A 15,859-nucleotide genomic window follows, 5' to 3' on the forward strand; every position below is an offset into this window, starting at 1 on the left:
CGGTGGTCGTTCGTCAGAATCCGTCATCCAGTCGCGCAGCTGGTCGTTCACAGCCCACACCGTCGACCCCACGTCAGTCGCAGCATTCAACATCGTGGGACCGGTAGCAACCGAGTCGAATGGGAACATCTCCCAGGACGACCTGGCTGGGCAAGCGGCAGACCTAGACCAGCTACTCGATACCCCTTCCGACCCGGATCCATCGGGAGGTCAAATATTCGCTGCAGCTGCCGCAAATCCCTACTCAATTGTCTCAACCTGGACCGATAACAAGGCCGCCCGCGTTGCTCTTCGTCAAGGGAGTCCGACATGGGGTTGGAGCCACGTCGGCAAACACAACATGTCGCTCGCTATGCTTCAGAAGACCACCAAGTTCCCACGCAGTCGCAAGGTAGAAAGCGTGTCAAGTGTCGCCTACCAGACGCCTGCCAACGAATACACCTGCTGGCTCTTCCGCTGCACGATTACGAGATCAATGGACGTTAGAGTCATCGTGAACCCGACAAAATTGACAGACGGCTATCCCAAGGGGGTCATCACTGCCTACTGTGTGGGACCCATGGTCTGCCCGGCGTGGGTTCGCAGGGTGGCAGGATGAGCATCATGTCTGAACCGTCCGATCTCCACTTTGTGGGCCCCGTCCGGCAGTTTTTCTCGGACCAGCCCGAAGTCTTCGGTCGGCGCGTGCATCTCAGGGACGTGGATCAAGACGGTGTTGACCTCACGATTCGTTTCGACGTCGAATCCGATGATCGGCATTACGCTGCCTACTACATCGTGCCCCGCCGTATCGGTGATGAACGATGGCGAACCTACTTCGACCCGGCCATGGAACCTCACACGACAATTGAGCACTGGGTTCAGTGGGCAGTCGTTCTTCCACTGGTTGAGGCATACGACACCACCCCGGACAAGGTGGCCCTTCCTTTCAAGGATCAGGCGTACTGGTTCGACCTTCGTTAGTGCTGGCGTGGCTCCTCATTCCGATTCCCACCCGAAGCTAGCCGCTATGGCGTCACGATCGGGAACTGGTGGTCGACACTGTCGAGTAGGCCCACCAGGGTGCCGAACTGAGCAAGGTCTCCGGCGTGCTCGACCTCAGCGGGGCCCTTCGAAAGGACTAGCAGTAGCTGCGGCTTCGTGAGGGTGAGCACCAGGGGCGCGGTATCCGTTCCGGGCTTCTTGTCGGCGTGGATGAGCGCGCCATTCGGAGTGGTGACGTTGTAGGTGAGGTCGAGGTCGGTGAACGTGAACGAAGCCTGCGAACCGATGCAACAGTTCGGATCGCGGATGGTCGCGGAACTTGAACTGTTCGATGTGTAGCTGTTCCTGCCGGCTTGACCCTAACGTGACGTCAGGCTTTAGCGTGACGGCATGACAATGACGATGGTGGGCACGGAGGCAGGGATGACGGCCGTTCTCGACGCGGAACCGCAGGACCGGGCGCAGAGACTGAAGGCCATGTTGGCGCCTGCCGCGGGGATGTACCGCTATTTCCCTGGCGAGGTCGATCTCGTCAGGATGCATGCGATGAGCTTCGGGTTCCCGCTCGATCGCTCGGAAGAGACGGTGCGGCGAGGGCTCGAGCAGCTGCAGGCTGCGGATGCCTGGGGTCGGATCGAGCGGGCAATCGGAAACGCTGTCGAGGTGCAGGCAGCCGCGGTTCCGCACCTGAATATCCCGGATCTGACCGTGGTGCTCGTTCTGGGCGATCCTGACGACGAACACTTCATGAGGGAGGTCAGGGGCCTCAGTGGAAACGGAAGCGTCACGGGCTTCCTCTCACTGACGATCTGGCCGACCGAGGAGAACCTCGACCGGTTGGAGGCGTCGGCGGTGCACGAGTTGCACCACAACTTGCGATACGCACCGGGTGGGGTCGTTTGGGATCCGGCGGCAGTGACCGCTGGAGAGCAGATCGTCTCCGAGGGTCTAGCCGATGCATTCGCCCGCCAGCTTTACGGCGACGAGCGCGGATACACGCCGATAGGTCGGCCACATCTGTACGACGCAGCGGTGTTCGCGAAAGTGGTCTCCGGGCTGGAGGTGGCCGGAATACAGAACTTCGCGGCCTGGGTGCTCGGCGATGCGACGGCTGTGCGCTTCGGAGCGCAGCCCGTCGGCCTGCCCACTGGGGCCGGTTACGCCGCCGGGAATGAACTGGTAGACCGATACCTTGCCGCTACCGGCAGCAGCGCGGCGGAAGCCTTGCACGTTCCCAGCCGCGACATCATCGACGTTGCGTTGGGCCGTTCCTAAATCGGCTCACTCCCGCGGTCTCACTCCCAGACGGCGGTCTCCGGGTCGATGCCGTGCGCGCGAGCATCTGCTTCGATCACCTCTCGCATCCAGAAGGCAAGGCCCGGTTGGACGCGGTCGTAGTATTCGGCGAATCCTGGCTCGGTCGTGAACATGCGTGCGATCACAACCTGCATCGATCGGGTGCAGTGGAAGTATGTGCTCATCGCCTCCCTATGCCGCGCCGCCAGGTCGTGCGTCCTCCCGTTGTCGGGGTCCCGGCCCTGGTTTCGCGCTTCGGCGAACGCGGCGATGACCTCGTCCATCACCGCGTTAGCGTCGCGCCACTCCTCGGGTGTGCGCATCGCAGAGCGCTCGGCGAACTCCGCCCACTGGGGCGAGTCACCCCACCGCTCGCGCGCTCCGCGCGTGTGCACGGGGTCCCAATCGGCACCGAACGCCTCTGCTTGTTCTTCCTCGGTCAGCACCACGCCGAACTCGTCTGCCGCGAGCATCCGGTCGACGACGTTGGCGACCGCCTGCAACTGAGCGATGCGACCATCAAGCTCGGCACGTCGCCGTATCAGCTCCTCACGGCGCTCGGCCGCGGAGGCTTCGAGAACCTGGCTGATCCGGGCCAGCGGGATGCCGAGTTCGCGAAGCAACAACACCCGGCGAAGCCGCGCTTGATCCGTTCTGGAGTACACCCGATATCCACCAGCGGTACGTGCCGAGGGCGAGGCGATCCCCAGCCGATCCCAGTGGTGCAGTGTGCGTACGCTGACTCCAAGCGCATCCGCGACGACACCAACAGTCCGAGAGTGCTCATCGCCGGGGTTCATAGACGCCGCGACCATGCGTTCAGCATTACAGAAGGAAGCGGCCGGCGCCCCCGCGATCTCATTTTTTGCGAACAGAGAGACTCTCTAATTCAGTTGTTGACGTCAGTTTTCGGATTCGCATCGTTGTGTCTACTCGTCATTGGAGTTGTCCGAGTGTCCTGTCGCAAGTCCTGAGCCTCTCAGCTGACCTGTCGGAAGTGGGATGTGCCGCCGGCTGACGATCCGTCATTCGTGGCCGATAGTTCCGACTGTGACGATTTCTGGGATCAGTGGTTCGGGCGGTTCAGCGTGGTACTCAGTTCTGTCAGCTGGAGACGGCGAGGCGGGTCGATCGGTGACTGCCTCCAAACAGCTTGATCTTGACCAGGCGGCTCGAACGATCGGTGTAGACCGGAATGCTCTTGACGCCTTCATCGGAGGCAGCGGCCGAGTGTCGGTGTCGTGGGTCGATCGGCACGGTTCGGGCGTCGCAGTGGGCACCGGTAGCATGCCGATGACATCGGACGGGTTTCCAGATTTCGAGGCGGTCGTCGCCAATGGCGGGTCGGTGCGGGGCGTCATCCCGCCGGACGGGTCGCCAATGATACAGAACGTCAACGGTGCAGGGAATGTGATCGAGTACGCGGCGATCGTTGATCTCGGCGACGGGTCCGCGCCGTTTCTGGTCAAGGGCGGCGATGCGCTGGCTGCCGCTGGGTCATCTGCCGATGACCGGACGCAACTGGTGTCGATCCTGCAATCCGTGTTGGCCGAGTTGCCGCGCAACCTTGAACAGGCTCGCGCGTGGAGCATCGCAAACAATTGGCCTGTGTGGGATAAGGATGCAACCCCCTCGAATACGCGGCTTGACGCGTCCGTGTGAGAACGGATGAAGGGGATGGCCCAATGGACCATCCCCTTCATCGTTGCTCGTCGTGACGTGCTTAGGAGGCGTCCACCACGTATGCCAGCCCGCTTCGGATGCCCGCGGGATTGTCTTGGGTGTTTGCTCCGATGACGAACCGTGAGTTACTGCCGAATCCAGCTGAAATTCCGACCCGGGCGCTGCTGTTGTTGCCGGTCGGACCGACGAAACCTAGGGCGCCCCATGCTGTACCGGTCTTCTGGCTGTAGAACGCGCGACCGCCGGGCGTGCCGGTGTAATAGGGCGCTCCCACAACGATCCGTGTCCCATCTGGTGAGATGCCGCCGGCGTAACCCAGACGAGCGGACGTGGTACCAGGGAAGCTGAAGGTGGCCGAACGCGACCAGCCGCCGGCGTACCGGTAGTAGAAGGCGATCCCGCCTAGGCTCGATCCCGTGGTGCCGGGCGCCGCGGTCGCGAACGGTGCACCGATCAAGAGCCCGTTGTCGTCGGCGGTGAACGAAAGTGCCCCGAAACCGAAACTGGAACCGGTCGAGCTGCTTGCTGCGGTCGAGGGATCGGTGATGGTCGCCAACGGGGTCAGCCCGGAACTGGTGACCGTGTAGGTGTAAACCCGCCCGGAGTAGACCCCTGCAGTGGTCTTGTACTGGGGCGCGCCGACAGCAGCCCGGGTTCCGTCGGCGGAGATCTCCACATCCTGACCGCCCAGAGCACTGGCGGAGCCTCCGGGGACCACGGTCTTCAATACCCACGAACCGTTTTCGAGGACGTAGTACGCGGTGCCTCCTTGCGAGGAGGTGGACAAGGCCGGAGCACCAGCCAGGAGGCGCGTGCCGTCATCGGAAATCGCCACCGACGTCCCGAACTGCCCCGACGAGGCCCCCGCCGGAGCGTCCAAGTGGGCGGACTGCTCCCAGCTGGTCGAGCTCGTGCGCTGGAACACGTAGACCGCACCAATGCCGGAAGCGTAGTTTTGAGCGCCAACAACGATGGTGTCACCATTACCGGAAACATCGACGCTTGATCCGAAGCTGTCATTACCGGACATACCCACCGGGTCCGTCCGCACCAATTGGGCAGTCTCCGTGGCCGTCAAGTCGGAGCCGGTTGCACCGACATAGACGTACGCCACGCTCGGGTCATACGTTGTCCCGTTGTAACGCTGCGTCGATCCGGCTACCGTCACTTCCCCATCCGACGATTGTGCAATCGAGTAACCCAACCGCTGCCCCGGACTTGGATCACTCGGCGCGAGCGTCGCACAACTTGTCGCACCATTCGCCGGCAATCCCTGCGCCACCGCGGCCACGACCCCAATCGCCACAACCATCGCGGCCGACTTCAACGTCTTTCTCAACCTGCATCCCCTAGTCACTCGATTCGGCCATCTGACCGTTCCATCACGCTAGCGGCACCTTCCGACCCGACAGCTAGGGCTGACGTAGCACTAACCGCAGCACGTGTCCGCCACTGGAACGCCGACCGGACGGCACCTACAAGGACCCCCGCGGCGACACGCCGGACCGCCGCGTCTCATTAGACCCGTCCGAAGCGGATTCCGGTGAGCGGCCTCTTACGAGACTGTCATGCGTTAGAGCGGCATGCAGGAACCTCACGCGAGCATGGGAATGAATATGCGCGTGGGCAAGCTGATTCTGAGTCAGATCGCCGCGGCGTCGTATCGTTGAGCGACCTAGCACCGGAACGGGTCACCGTCGAGGTAGATCTCGATGAGCACCGTCGGGATGCCGCACAGCCCGAACCCGCCGACGGCGACGCTGGAGCCGGCCACGATGTCGGCGACCGCCGCGACGACTTTGTCCATCATCCACCCAGCATGCCGACGGGGCGGTGCGGAGGGTTTGTGCTCGGCGCACGCTGGAGCAGGGCGGGTGTGGCCGCGCGCCATGCGGCAGTCGCCGCTGAATGGTGGGCGAGACCCCGCCGTCGATCTGCGGATTCAGGAGAACGCACTGATCTTCCAGTGATTGTCCTTCTTCATGAGCCCGAATGTGCACGACTCGTTCTGATGCGAATTCTTCTTTGAGACTCCATCAACGCTGATTCCGAAGGTCGACGGGATGAAGTCGCCTGCCGAGACCGTTACAGTGCGGTCGCGCACAGCAACGGCACTGCATTTCGCAAGGAACTCTTTACTCCCGGGTGGGTAAGGGGTTGAGAAGTAGGCCTGCAGTGCGTCGACGTCGCGGGCGTCAACATAGTGGAGTATCTGGCCTGCTTCGGCGCGCGCGTCATCCCGCGTCGGAGGCAGAGAGCTCACAAACGTGGTGATGAGGAACACGACAGCAGCAATCGGCACGACCAGGCCGGCCAGGCCCCAGTACAGCCACTTTCGTTCCTTCGTGTTCCTCATCACTTCCTCACGTCGTCAATTTCACCTTCACGCTATGCGTCACGCGTGAAAGTCGATCAGATCGACTTGCCACGTGTAGTCGGCCAAATGCTGCGCGACGGCGTTCAGTCTCACCTGTGTGAACGATATGCGGATGCCCGTTCAGCGATCGCCGTCCGGGACGACGGACGTGCCGCCGCAAGGCCCACCCGGTGTAGCTTGAGGCACATGGAGCAGACCGATAATGGCTCAATTTTCACCCCCGCATTCTTGGCATTGTGTGTCGGTATTGTTTTTGGCGCACCGTTCTTGCTCGGATCGACGCTATTGGTAATTGCCTGGGTGAGGGCGGCGAACTACGACGGCGTAGGAGAAGGCGTCTACTATCTGCTCATTTGGGGATTTTGGCTCGCGGTGATCGGTCTGGCTGGATTGGTCCCACTCGCAATCTCGCGCATCGCCGCTCGGCGCGAGCGCGCAAGCAAGGTGCTCCAGGCTGCTTGATCAGGCGGCCGCTCGGCAGCCGCGTACGTCGAGTGTGCTCTAGCCAGCCGGCGTCGCCGGGTGCGTGATGCCAGAGTCGGACGCGCTCCAAAGCCAGCGTCCGATTGGGGATCGTTGAAGGGCCGCCCCCGCCGATGACCGCTAAAATGGGGTCGAGCAATTGGATGGAGCGTCGTCATGGGTGGCAACGTCGCGGTGGGTCTGATTGTCACCGCAATGGCGATCGCCGTTCTGGTGATCTTGGACTCGTGGGTGTATCTCGATGCACGATCCCGGGTTGAGAAGAATGATCCAGTCACTGTCCAGATAGGAGGCCTGCTCATTGAGGGACCCCGAGCGTGGCTGATGTTCTGCGCGGTGCTGTTCGTGTTCTTTTTCCCGCTCTATCTTGTAGCGCGTCGTACCGAGGCCTAATGTTCCCACAGGGCGAGCTGACCTCGGACTCTCGATCCACCCAGCGAGGGCAACGGCTTGAGGCCGCCAGAGATCGATGCCCGTAAGCCGATCCGGATACTTGCGTCACCGGCAGGCCGTATTGACAATGCATGGTCGGCGACGTTTGCGCACTGTGTGGGCGCCCAACCGGTGAGCACGATCGCCATCTCGATTTGCACATCCGGACTCGGTGCTGCAGGCCTAACTGCGTCAGACTGCGGCTTAGTCACCCCGGACGGAGCGAAGAGCTCGCGGACGTTCGGGCGTGAAACGTGAGTACGGTACTCTGCGGAAGCAACGACTCTGAAGGCGGACCGACCCATGAGCATTGCATTCCTGATCACCACTCTCGTGGTGGTCGCTACCCCCGGCACCGGCGCTGTCTACTCGATCGCCGCAGGGTTGTCTCGAGGCACAAAGGCGGGCATTGTTGCGGCGTTCGGCTGCACGCTCGGGGTGATCCCACACATGATCGCCGCCATCACTGGGCTCGCCGCGATCCTGAACGCGTCAGCGATAGCGTTCCAGACCCTCAAATGGTTCGGAGTCGCATATCTGTTGTTCCTGGCCTGGCAGACTCTCCGCGACAAGTCAGCCATCACGGTCGACGAAGACGTCGCGCCCGTGTCGTTCTGGCGGGTGATCCGCACAGCCGTTCTGATCAACCTGTTGAACCCGAAGCTGACGATCTTCTTCTTCGCGTTCCTTCCCCAGTTCGTTCCGGCCAGCGAAGTCAACGGGACCTGGCACATGGTCGGACTCAGTCTCGTGTTCATGGCCTTGACGTTCATCGTGTTCGCTCTCTACGGCGTCTTCGCCGCCACGATGCGCAACCAGGTCATTAGCCGCCCCAAGGTCATGACTTGGCTGCGGCGCACCTTTGCCGCGACCTACGTTCTCCTCGCGGGCCGGCTCGCGCTCGAGAGCCGCTGACCTGGAATTCGGTTCAGCCACAACCCCCAGCTGCTTGCCGAGTTCCCGCAACTATCTGTGACCACCCTGCGCCTCGACGGCGTGACAGCCGCCGCGGATACGACCGCAACCGCCACAACCATTCCTCGACCGGGCAGCCTCAGTTGACAATCTCACTGTCCGGCTTATCCAGGGCGGAAGTCCTCGACCTATAGCGATTGTTCCCGGGAGACAGCGCGAAGAGTCAGGGCCGATTTCCGCCAGCACACGCACGGCTTACTCGATGTGCTTGAGAAGCGCCTACGTGGCGCCACTCAACTAAGGAGGACGCATGTCAGTCGCGCTCGTAACAGGTGCAAACCGAGGGATCGGCCGCGAGGTGGCTCGAGAGCTGGCCGGGCGGGGTTTCAAGGTTGTCGTTGCCGCCAGGTCATTGTTGGCCGCGCAGGAACTCGCCGCGCAACTCGGTTCCGAGTCAGTCGCGGTCCCGATTGACGTCACGGACCCCGCATCGGTGCGCGCCACGGCGCAGCGAGTCCAGGAGTTGACGGGCGGGATCGATGTACTCGTAAACAACGCTGGCATCCTGCCCGAGGCGACTACTCAGACCCACGAGATCATTGACGTCGACATCTTTCAGCAGACCTACGCAACCAACGTCTTCGGAGCCGTCTCGGTATTGCAGGAGTTTCTCCCGCAGCTGCGGCGTTCACCTGCCGGGAGAATCGTCAACGTGACCACGACCATGGCGTCGCTTGCCGATCAGACCAACCCGGAGTCGCCGTACTACGGCATGGTGCTGCCGGCGTATCAGAGTTCGAAGGCAGCCCTCAACAACGTCACGATCGCGTTGGCGAAGGCTCTCGCTGACACGCCGATCAAGGTGACGTCCGTGTGCCCGGGCTTTGTGCAGACCGATCTCACCCCGATCAACCGAGAACAGGCACCGGTGACGGCTGTAGAGGCTGCCCAGGTCGTCGTCCGGGCTGCGACGCTTCCCGCCGACGCTCCGTCGGGTACGTTCGTCGATCGGAGCGGCACCGTACCCTGGTGACGCCTCAGAGCGTGTTGGGCGACGTCACGTCGTCGCCCAACAGGAGACACTAGGAGCTGTCAGCGCGCTTCCGGGCTGTCGAGCTTGATCCAATCCGATCGGCGCATAGAGGTGAAGTGGGACGGCAAGTTTGAGGACTAGGTGTCGCGAACCGCGTCCGTTAGGGGACCCGCTTACGGGCAGAGCCGGGGCGCTCTCGGCTACGACCCAATCGTGAGCTTTCGTCGGGGAGGGGTACGTCCGTGGTGGTGGCGTCACCGCTTCCGGGTTCTCGGCGGGTTCGCCCTATTTGCGGGCATCGCCGTTGCGGCATGGATCGCGTTCCTAGCGTCTAGCAAGACCCGCCATCGGGATCGCAGAGCGCATTCCTAGTGGTCGCCTCTGGCCTCTTCCAGCTGGCGTCTGCTTACCTATTCACGCGAGGCACCCCAAGCTCAGAAACGCTTCGGATTCAGATGCGAGGCCATAAGCGACTTGCGGATGATCTGATCGTTGCTCGCACTCTCGCCGAGACCGCAATCGACGATGGGGCGGCAGTCGCCGCTAAGAAGGTTGTCGGCGAGCTGAGCTGGCGACTTTCTCAGGCATCGCGCGATCACGAAGATCTCGCCGCGAACTGGTACCTGCTGTATAGCGAAATGGCGATTACCCCGGAGGATGGAACTGAAGATGAGCGATGAAGTACCCACCCCGATCCACGCCAAGGTCGCGCAACTACTGACAAGCACAGATCTTGTCATCAACCGCGGGAGCGAGGACGGTGTAGAAGTGGGCATGAAGTTCGCGGTCATGGATCCTCTCGGCCGCGACATCAAAGACCCGGAGACCGGGGACGTGAGATGCTGAGGGGATGCGCAACACGGCTCCCTCGGTGAAGGCGCGGAATATCACTCCCTGGGTCGGATGCTCGCCGCCGAGCCCGGCGCGGCGACGTCAGGCGGCGACGGCGTCGGGTAGGTCCTCTCTTGGAGGGCCCTGGCGGCGCACTGAGGTGACGGCGACGCACACCACGATGCCCGCGAACAGCACCAGGCTTACCAGGCCGGTCCCGAGGCCGAGGCCGTGCCGGTACGGCGGGAGCGCCAACCAGTCCGAGAGTGATGCGCCGAACGGCCTGGTCAGGATGTACGACATCCAGAACGCCGCCGTGCCGCCGAGTCCCCACCAGCGGTAGGCAATACCGGGGATCGCGAATAGCACGCCGAAGAGCACGCCCGACGCCAGGTATCCGAGGCCGAAGGTCACCGCGGTGAGGTCGCCGACCGCGGTGCCGAGTGCGAATGTCGTCATCACGGCCGTCCAGTAGAAGAGCTCGCGCGGATGATTGTCGATGCGATGGACCGACAGGGTGCGCTGCGTCCGGTACCAGAGCGCGAACACCGCGGCCAGGATCACGAGGAACGCCGAGGTCGACACGAGATAGGGCACGCCGAACTGCACGTGGATCACGTCAGCGACCATCGTTCCGAACACCGCCACCATCAGCACCGCGAGCCAGTAGATCCACGGGATGAAACGCCGCACGGCGAGCTGGAGCGCGAGCACGCCCACCAGCACGAGCGCGGCGGCCGCCACGGCGACCGGAGGATCGATCCGATGCACGAGGAAATCGGACGTCGTCTCGCCCATCGCGGTGGTCAGCACTTTGGCGACCCAGAAGAGAGCGGTGACCTCGGGGACTTTGTTGCGCAGCACGCAAGCACTTTGTCACCGCCGCTCTCAGAAAACACTGAGACGGCTGAGCCGGCGACGAGCATGACGCCGCTCGGATGCCCGCACCGCGCATTCTTAGCGGGATCTTGCGCACCGACGGCGAGACTCCAGGGATCCGTCGGAAAGGATTCCCGTGCTCACCGCCACCTCTCTCGCTCCCACGCATCGCCGGTCCATCCGCCCCGCTGCGATCGTTGTGCCCGTCGTGGTCGTCCTGGCCGTGGTGCTGGTCGGGCTGATCATCCGCGACTCGGCGGTGGTGACGGCCTGGGACCTCCGGATCCTGCAGACGATCAGTGCCGCGCACGTGACGTGGCTCGACATCCTGTCGCTCGGCATCAACTGGCTCTTCTCACCGGTGATGGCAGCGGTGGTCGTGATCGTCACCGCCGCCGTGATCTTGCTCGCGACCCGGCGGTCGCTTGCGGCCGTCACGTTCCTCGTGTTCGTCGTCGTCCCGTGGCTGGGAAACGATCTCATCAAGACGATCGTGCACCGCCCGCGTCCGGACATGTCCGCCCTGTCGAACAGTCTCGTCGGCACACCGTCGTCGCTGAGCTACCCGAGCGGCCACGTCGCCTTCGCCACCGCCTACTGCCTCGCCCTGCTGCTGAGCGTCGGGCTCGGGCGGCTGCGCCCGCTGTTCGTCGCCATCGCGATCGTGATCCCTGTGCTCACCGCCTTCTCCCGCATGTACCTGGGTGTCCACTACCTGACGGATGTCGTCGCGGCGCTCGTCGGCACGACGGCCGCAGTCATCCTGGTGAATGAGCTGTTCGGCGCCGTGCGTCACCGACTGCGGCCTGCGGACGCGCGCTAGATTGAGCAGTCATGGAGCGTGAACGACAGCGGATACTGCTCGTCGAGGACGACCAACGCCTCGGGCCGCTGATCGAACAGGTGCTCGCTGAGACGTACGACGTCACCCTGGTCGCCGACGGCGACGAAGGCCTGCGCGTCGGGCTCGAGGATCCGTTCGACGTCATCGTCGTCGACCGCAGACTTCCCGGCACCGACGGGGTAACGATCGTCGAGACCCTCCGCACCCGCCGGGTCGTCACGCCGATCCTGATGCTGACCGCTCTCGGAGCCGTCGCCGACCGGGTGAACGGTCTCGATGCGGGTGCCAACGATTACCTCGTGAAGCCGTTCGAGTTCGACGAGCTGCTCGCCCGCCTGCGCGCCCTGACCCGCACCTTCACTGGGGAGGGGGCGGCGCTGCCGGTCGGCGAGTGGCAGTTCTACCCCGAGAGCAGGTGCATTTACTCGCCGTACGACGGGCGCGTCCAGCTCACCGTTCGCGAGAGCGCCCTGATGCGGCTGCTCGCGGAGAACCCGCTGCGCACGTTCACGCGCCGGCAGATCCTGCACGAGGTGTTTGAGAGCGACGAGCAGCCGGGGACCGTCGACACCTATGTGCACTACGTGCGGCGCAAGACAGACAAGGACCTGATCACGACCGTGCGCGGCGAGGGCTACCGGCTGGGTCGGCCGTGACCAGACGAGCGGACCTCGACGTCGATGCGACAGCCGTCCGGCGCGCGTCGCGCGTGGTCGGCCTGCAGATCACCATCGCATCAGGGGCCCTCGTCATCGCGGCGATCGGTGTGGCCTTCTTCTTCGTGCTCGATCAGCTGCGTCCCTCTGAGCTGGCGGAGAAGCCCAGTCCGGGCGAGCACAAGATCTACATCGACACGACCGAGGCGCTCGTGGCGTTCATCGTCGTCGGCGTGCTCGCCGTTGCGGTCGCCGGCGTCGCGAGCCTGCTCATCACGCGCCGGGCGGTCGGTCCGCTCGGTCGCGCCCTGCACATGCAGAAGGCCTTCGTGCAGGACGCCAGTCACGAGCTGCGAACACCGCTGGCCGTTCTCGACGCCCGACTGCAGATCTTGCAGAGGACGCTTCCGCCCGACGATCCGTCGGCGCCGATCGTCGCCGAACTGCGCACCGACACACGTGCCCTCATCGACATCGTGAACGATCTGCTGCTCGCCGCCGACCCCGAACAGGATGTTCCCCCGCAGCCGACCCCGGTGGTTCCGGCCGTGACGCGAGCTGTCGACGCCATGCGCGTGCTCGCCCGGCCTCGCGGCATCCGGGTGCTGCTGGAGGCTGAGACGGACCCGGTTGTCGCCGTGCCGGTCGCCAGTCTTCAGCGCTGCGTGACGGCGCTCGTCGACAACGCGCTCGCCCACGCGCCGGACGGTTCGACGGTCACCGTCGCCGTGCGCTCGACCGGACGCCGGATGATGCTCACGGTGGCGGACACCGGTCCGGGCATCCGCGGCATCGACCCGCAGCGCATCTTCGACCGCTTCGCCAGGGCACCGCGCCCTGCGGGGGCAGACGCCGGCGCCCGGCCGAGCTTCGGCATCGGGCTGGCGCTCGTGCGCGAGATCGCGGCACGCTACGGAGGTAGCGTCGACGTGGCGGCGACCAGCGACGAAGGAACGGTGCTCGAGCTCAGCCTGCCGACCGCGTCCACCTGAGCCTCTTCATGACCTGAGAAGTCTCGAACTGTCGGCCGCCGAGCCCTCCGCTTTCCCTCAGCGACAGCCGTGCCGTCTGACACGTCCGCCCGCGTTCCGCGAAGTTCCCCAGCTGTACACCTCAGACGGATTGCCGCGCCGTTCTCTGGGAGGTTTCTTGGTGGAGACGGGCTGAACTGTACACGGCACATTCGCCTGCCGGACGGGAGGTTGTCCTATGTCGCTCGTCGCAACGGAGCCCACCTTGCGCGCGCGAGCTGGCCTCGGCTCGCTCCTCGACACGTGCTGGTTCGTTGCCGCCCTCGCCGGCGTGCTCGCCACCGCTCTCTCGGCGGCCGGATCGTGGATCCCGTCCCTCTGGGGGGACGAGGCGGCGAGCGTCATGTCGGCCGAGCGCTCACTGCCGTCGCTCGCCGGCATGCTCGGCCATGTCGACGCCGTGCACGGCACCTACTATTTTGCGCTGCACGGGTGGATCCGGATCGCCGGCACCTCGCCCTTCGCGCTCCGGTTCCCGAGCGCCGTCGCAGTCGGCCTCGCCACAGCCGCGGTCCTCCTAATCGCCTGGCGTCTCGACGGTCGCCGCGTCGCGATCATCGCCGGCGCCGTCTGCATGATCCTGCCGCGCGTGACCTACATGGGAGAGGAGGCCCGCTCCTACGCCTTCAGCGCCGCAGCAGCCGCGTGGCTCACCCTCCTGCTCATCGAGATCCTGCAGCGACGAGAGGTGCGCGCTCGGTGGTGGGTCGTTTACGGCGTGCTGCTGTCGGCAGGGACGTACCTATTCCTCTACGTTGCACTCTTCGCCGTCGTGCACGCTGTCGTCCTGGCGACCGTTCGCCCGCGGCGTGCGACGCTGATCGGATGGGGCGCCGCCGTGACCGGGGCCGCGGTCGTCGCGGTGCCGCTCGCGCTCGTCGGCATGCTCGAGCGCCACCAGATCGCCTATCTGGCCGCGTCGCAACAGGTGACGATCCCGACACTCTTCAGCGGTCTCTGGTTCGGGACGTGGTGGGTGGCCGTCGTCTGCTCGGCACTGATCGTCACAGGGGTCGCGTTCGCCTGGCGCCGGCGTCGCACGGAGAACCGCGCCACCGCCGACCAGATGCCCTCGACGGTTAAGCGCAGCATGCCGACCCTAGTCACGCTCTGCGCCGCATGGCTGCTAGTGCCGACGGGCGTCCTGATCGCAGCGCACGCTGTGATCCCCGACTTCACCGCGCGCTACGTGTCGTTCTGCGCACCGGCGGCCGCCATCCTGGTTGCCTGCGGCATCAAGGCGCTCCTCGACATGCGCCGCAGGGCCGGCGTGTTCGCTGCGGCGCTGCTCGTGGCGGTTATCGCGCCCGTCTACCTCGGCCAGCGCACCCCGTACGCGAAGAACGACAGCGACTGGGCGGAGGTCAGCGCGGCCGTCGGCACAAATGCTCACGCAGGAGACGGCGTGATCTTCGACGAGTCCGTCCGTCCGTCGTGGCGCCCGCGCCTTGCCCTCCATACCTACCCCGCCGGATTCGTCGGGCTGAAGGACGTGACGCTCGACGTCCCGTTCCAGCAGAACGACACCTGGCACGACAGCGCGCTGTCGGTTGCCGAGGCCGATGAGCGAAAACGGCTGGTGGGCATCGAGCGGGTGTGGCTCGTGGAGTATGCGGCGTCCCCGCCGGAACCCGACAGTTGGGGCCTTGACGCCCTCGAACGTGAGGGGTTCGTTCAGACCGGTACGAGGGTCGCGACCCACCGCGAGCTCATCATCGAACTCACACGTTGACCGCGATCGCGGCGCTCCGGGATGCGCCGCGGCGAGGTCGAACGGGTATCACGAGTGGCAGGGTCCGAAGGGCCACAAGCCGCCGTATTTCATCCGGTGACCCGGTGATGGGCATTGCCGGCCTTTACTCGTGGCGGGCGGCCCGACGAAGGATCGAGGCGATGACTCTCGGAGGACGCTGACGGTCGCGAGGGAGTCGGCGATGCATCGCGACAGGAGGGGAAGCGCCCGCCCAAACGGGCGTCCCCTCCGGGTCCGCTTGCTGAGAGGCGCACAGAACGACACGGTGCGCGTACGCCGAGCGATCCGCTTGCGAGACGTATTGGGCGCGCACGTGGGATCGGAACCGTTGAGTTCTGCGGGCGGGCCTAGAGGCCGTATTCGGTTGCGAAGTCGTCGGGGATGAAAGGCTCGGGGAGGCTTGCCCCAGCCACGGTGTCGTCTGTTTCGGGTTCCGTCGGGTACTCGATTTTTGCTTGGGCGGCGCTGGTGATGAGCACGTCTGTGTGGCGGCCGTTTGTCGTTGTGATGGTCACAAATCCGCCTCCTTCGCGGAGTGCATCGGTGATGCTTCTCTTCACGTCGTCTGCATTTGGACCGATAGAGAACCGGGTTCCATCGACGATGAGGATAGAGATTGACATGACCGCATCCTTCGGGTTTGTGGATCCAGGGAGGCGTCG

Annotated in this window: 19 protein-coding genes and 1 pseudogene; 13 read left to right on the top strand and 7 right to left on the bottom strand. The window is 64.4% G+C overall.

Annotated elements, in window-relative coordinates; translation table 11 throughout:
- Positions 1-603 precede the first annotated feature (603 nt).
- Positions 604-963, top strand: coding sequence for a hypothetical protein (locus ACFVWR_RS01215; RefSeq protein ID WP_387207232.1), 360 nt, complete (start codon positions 604-606; stop codon positions 961-963).
- Positions 964-1,007: 44 nt separating this feature from the next.
- Here the strand turns inward: ACFVWR_RS01215 and ACFVWR_RS01220 are convergent, their stop codons facing one another.
- Complete coding sequence (locus ACFVWR_RS01220; RefSeq protein WP_387207442.1) at positions 1,008-1,292, bottom strand: alkyl sulfatase C-terminal domain-containing protein; 285 nt, start codon at positions 1,290-1,292, stop codon at positions 1,008-1,010.
- Positions 1,293-1,374: 82 nt separating this feature from the next.
- Between ACFVWR_RS01220 and ACFVWR_RS01225 the strand changes: the two genes are divergently transcribed.
- On the top strand, positions 1,375-2,259 hold the full coding sequence (locus ACFVWR_RS01225; RefSeq protein WP_387207233.1) for a DUF2268 domain-containing protein: 885 nt from the start codon (positions 1,375-1,377) through the stop codon (positions 2,257-2,259).
- A gap of 20 nt (positions 2,260-2,279) precedes the next feature.
- Here ACFVWR_RS01225 and ACFVWR_RS01230 read toward each other — a convergent pair whose 3' ends face one another.
- Positions 2,280-3,095: a TipAS antibiotic-recognition domain-containing protein gene (locus ACFVWR_RS01230; protein WP_387207234.1), complete on the bottom strand. Its 816-nt coding sequence runs from the start codon at positions 3,093-3,095 to the stop codon at positions 2,280-2,282.
- A gap of 319 nt (positions 3,096-3,414) precedes the next feature.
- Here ACFVWR_RS01230 and ACFVWR_RS01235 point away from each other — a divergent pair, with 319 nt between their 5' ends.
- The gene (locus ACFVWR_RS01235) at positions 3,415-3,942 is read left to right on the top strand and encodes a hypothetical protein (protein ID WP_387207235.1); all 528 of its coding nucleotides are present in this window, start codon (positions 3,415-3,417) and stop codon (positions 3,940-3,942) included.
- A gap of 61 nt (positions 3,943-4,003) precedes the next feature.
- Here ACFVWR_RS01235 and ACFVWR_RS01240 read toward each other — a convergent pair whose 3' ends face one another.
- The 3 genes and pseudogenes from ACFVWR_RS01240 to ACFVWR_RS01250 form a co-directional block, all read right to left on the bottom strand.
- Positions 4,004-5,302 (bottom strand): hypothetical protein, encoded by a 1,299-nt coding sequence (locus ACFVWR_RS01240; protein ID WP_387207237.1) that lies wholly within the window; start codon positions 5,300-5,302, stop codon positions 4,004-4,006.
- A 369-nt stretch (positions 5,303-5,671) separates the two neighbouring features.
- A pseudogene (locus ACFVWR_RS01245) lies at positions 5,672-5,773 on the bottom strand (CoA-transferase); the annotation flags it as partial.
- A 132-nt stretch (positions 5,774-5,905) separates the two neighbouring features.
- Positions 5,906-6,319, bottom strand: a complete 414-nt coding sequence (locus ACFVWR_RS01250; RefSeq protein ID WP_387207238.1) for a hypothetical protein — start codon at positions 6,317-6,319, stop codon at positions 5,906-5,908.
- A gap of 207 nt (positions 6,320-6,526) precedes the next feature.
- Between ACFVWR_RS01250 and ACFVWR_RS01255 the strand changes: the two genes are divergently transcribed.
- The 6 genes from ACFVWR_RS01255 to ACFVWR_RS01280 all read left to right on the top strand — a co-directional run bounded on the left by ACFVWR_RS01255 (position 6,527) and on the right by ACFVWR_RS01280 (position 10,049).
- Complete coding sequence (locus ACFVWR_RS01255; RefSeq protein ID WP_387207239.1) at positions 6,527-6,802, top strand: hypothetical protein; 276 nt, start codon at positions 6,527-6,529, stop codon at positions 6,800-6,802.
- A 177-nt stretch (positions 6,803-6,979) separates the two neighbouring features.
- Positions 6,980-7,216 carry a hypothetical protein gene (locus tag ACFVWR_RS01260; RefSeq protein ID WP_387207240.1) on the top strand — a complete coding sequence of 79 codons (237 nt, stop codon included), beginning with the start codon at positions 6,980-6,982 and terminating at the stop codon, positions 7,214-7,216.
- 342 nt (positions 7,217-7,558) lie between these two features.
- Positions 7,559-8,170, top strand: a complete 612-nt coding sequence (locus ACFVWR_RS01265) for a LysE family translocator (protein ID WP_387207241.1) — start codon at positions 7,559-7,561, stop codon at positions 8,168-8,170.
- Between the two features lie 310 nt (positions 8,171-8,480).
- On the top strand, positions 8,481-9,203 hold the full coding sequence (locus ACFVWR_RS01270) for an SDR family NAD(P)-dependent oxidoreductase (RefSeq protein ID WP_387207242.1): 723 nt from the start codon (positions 8,481-8,483) through the stop codon (positions 9,201-9,203).
- Positions 9,204-9,658: 455 nt separating this feature from the next.
- Positions 9,659-9,883 (top strand): hypothetical protein, encoded by a 225-nt coding sequence (locus ACFVWR_RS01275; RefSeq protein WP_387207244.1) that lies wholly within the window; start codon positions 9,659-9,661, stop codon positions 9,881-9,883.
- Positions 9,873-10,049, top strand: a complete 177-nt coding sequence (locus tag ACFVWR_RS01280) for a hypothetical protein (RefSeq protein WP_387207245.1) — start codon at positions 9,873-9,875, stop codon at positions 10,047-10,049. Before ACFVWR_RS01275 ends, ACFVWR_RS01280 begins: the two co-directional genes overlap by 11 nt.
- Before the next feature lie 87 nt (positions 10,050-10,136).
- On the opposite strand, the gene ACFVWR_RS01285 is transcribed toward ACFVWR_RS01280, so the two are convergent.
- A complete protein-coding gene (locus tag ACFVWR_RS01285) occupies positions 10,137-10,898 on the bottom strand; it encodes a hypothetical protein (RefSeq protein ID WP_387207247.1) in 762 nt (253 codons plus the stop codon).
- 151 nt (positions 10,899-11,049) lie between these two features.
- Between ACFVWR_RS01285 and ACFVWR_RS01290 the strand changes: the two genes are divergently transcribed.
- The 4 genes from ACFVWR_RS01290 (at position 11,050) to ACFVWR_RS01305 (ending at position 15,176) form a co-directional block, all read left to right on the top strand.
- Complete coding sequence (locus tag ACFVWR_RS01290; protein ID WP_387207248.1) at positions 11,050-11,736, top strand: phosphatase PAP2 family protein; 687 nt, start codon at positions 11,050-11,052, stop codon at positions 11,734-11,736.
- An 11-nt stretch (positions 11,737-11,747) separates the two neighbouring features.
- Positions 11,748-12,413: a response regulator transcription factor gene (locus ACFVWR_RS01295; protein WP_387207249.1), complete on the top strand. Its 666-nt coding sequence runs from the start codon at positions 11,748-11,750 to the stop codon at positions 12,411-12,413.
- Positions 12,410-13,405, top strand: coding sequence for a sensor histidine kinase (locus ACFVWR_RS01300; protein ID WP_387207250.1), 996 nt, complete (start codon positions 12,410-12,412; stop codon positions 13,403-13,405). The genes ACFVWR_RS01295 and ACFVWR_RS01300 overlap by 4 nt, the downstream gene beginning before the upstream one ends.
- Positions 13,406-13,622: 217 nt before the next feature.
- A complete protein-coding gene (locus tag ACFVWR_RS01305; protein ID WP_387207251.1) occupies positions 13,623-15,176 on the top strand; it encodes a glycosyltransferase family 39 protein in 1,554 nt (517 codons plus the stop codon).
- Between the two features lie 368 nt (positions 15,177-15,544).
- Here the strand turns inward: ACFVWR_RS01305 and ACFVWR_RS01310 are convergent, their stop codons facing one another.
- Entirely contained in the window at positions 15,545-15,820 is a 276-nt protein-coding gene (locus ACFVWR_RS01310) for a hypothetical protein (protein ID WP_387207252.1), read from the bottom strand.
- Positions 15,821-15,859: the final 39 nt, after the last annotated feature.

The sequence above is a fragment of the Leifsonia sp. NPDC058292 genome, from assembly GCF_042880955.1.
In the GTDB taxonomy this organism is placed as follows: domain Bacteria; phylum Actinomycetota; class Actinomycetes; order Actinomycetales; family Microbacteriaceae; genus Leifsonia.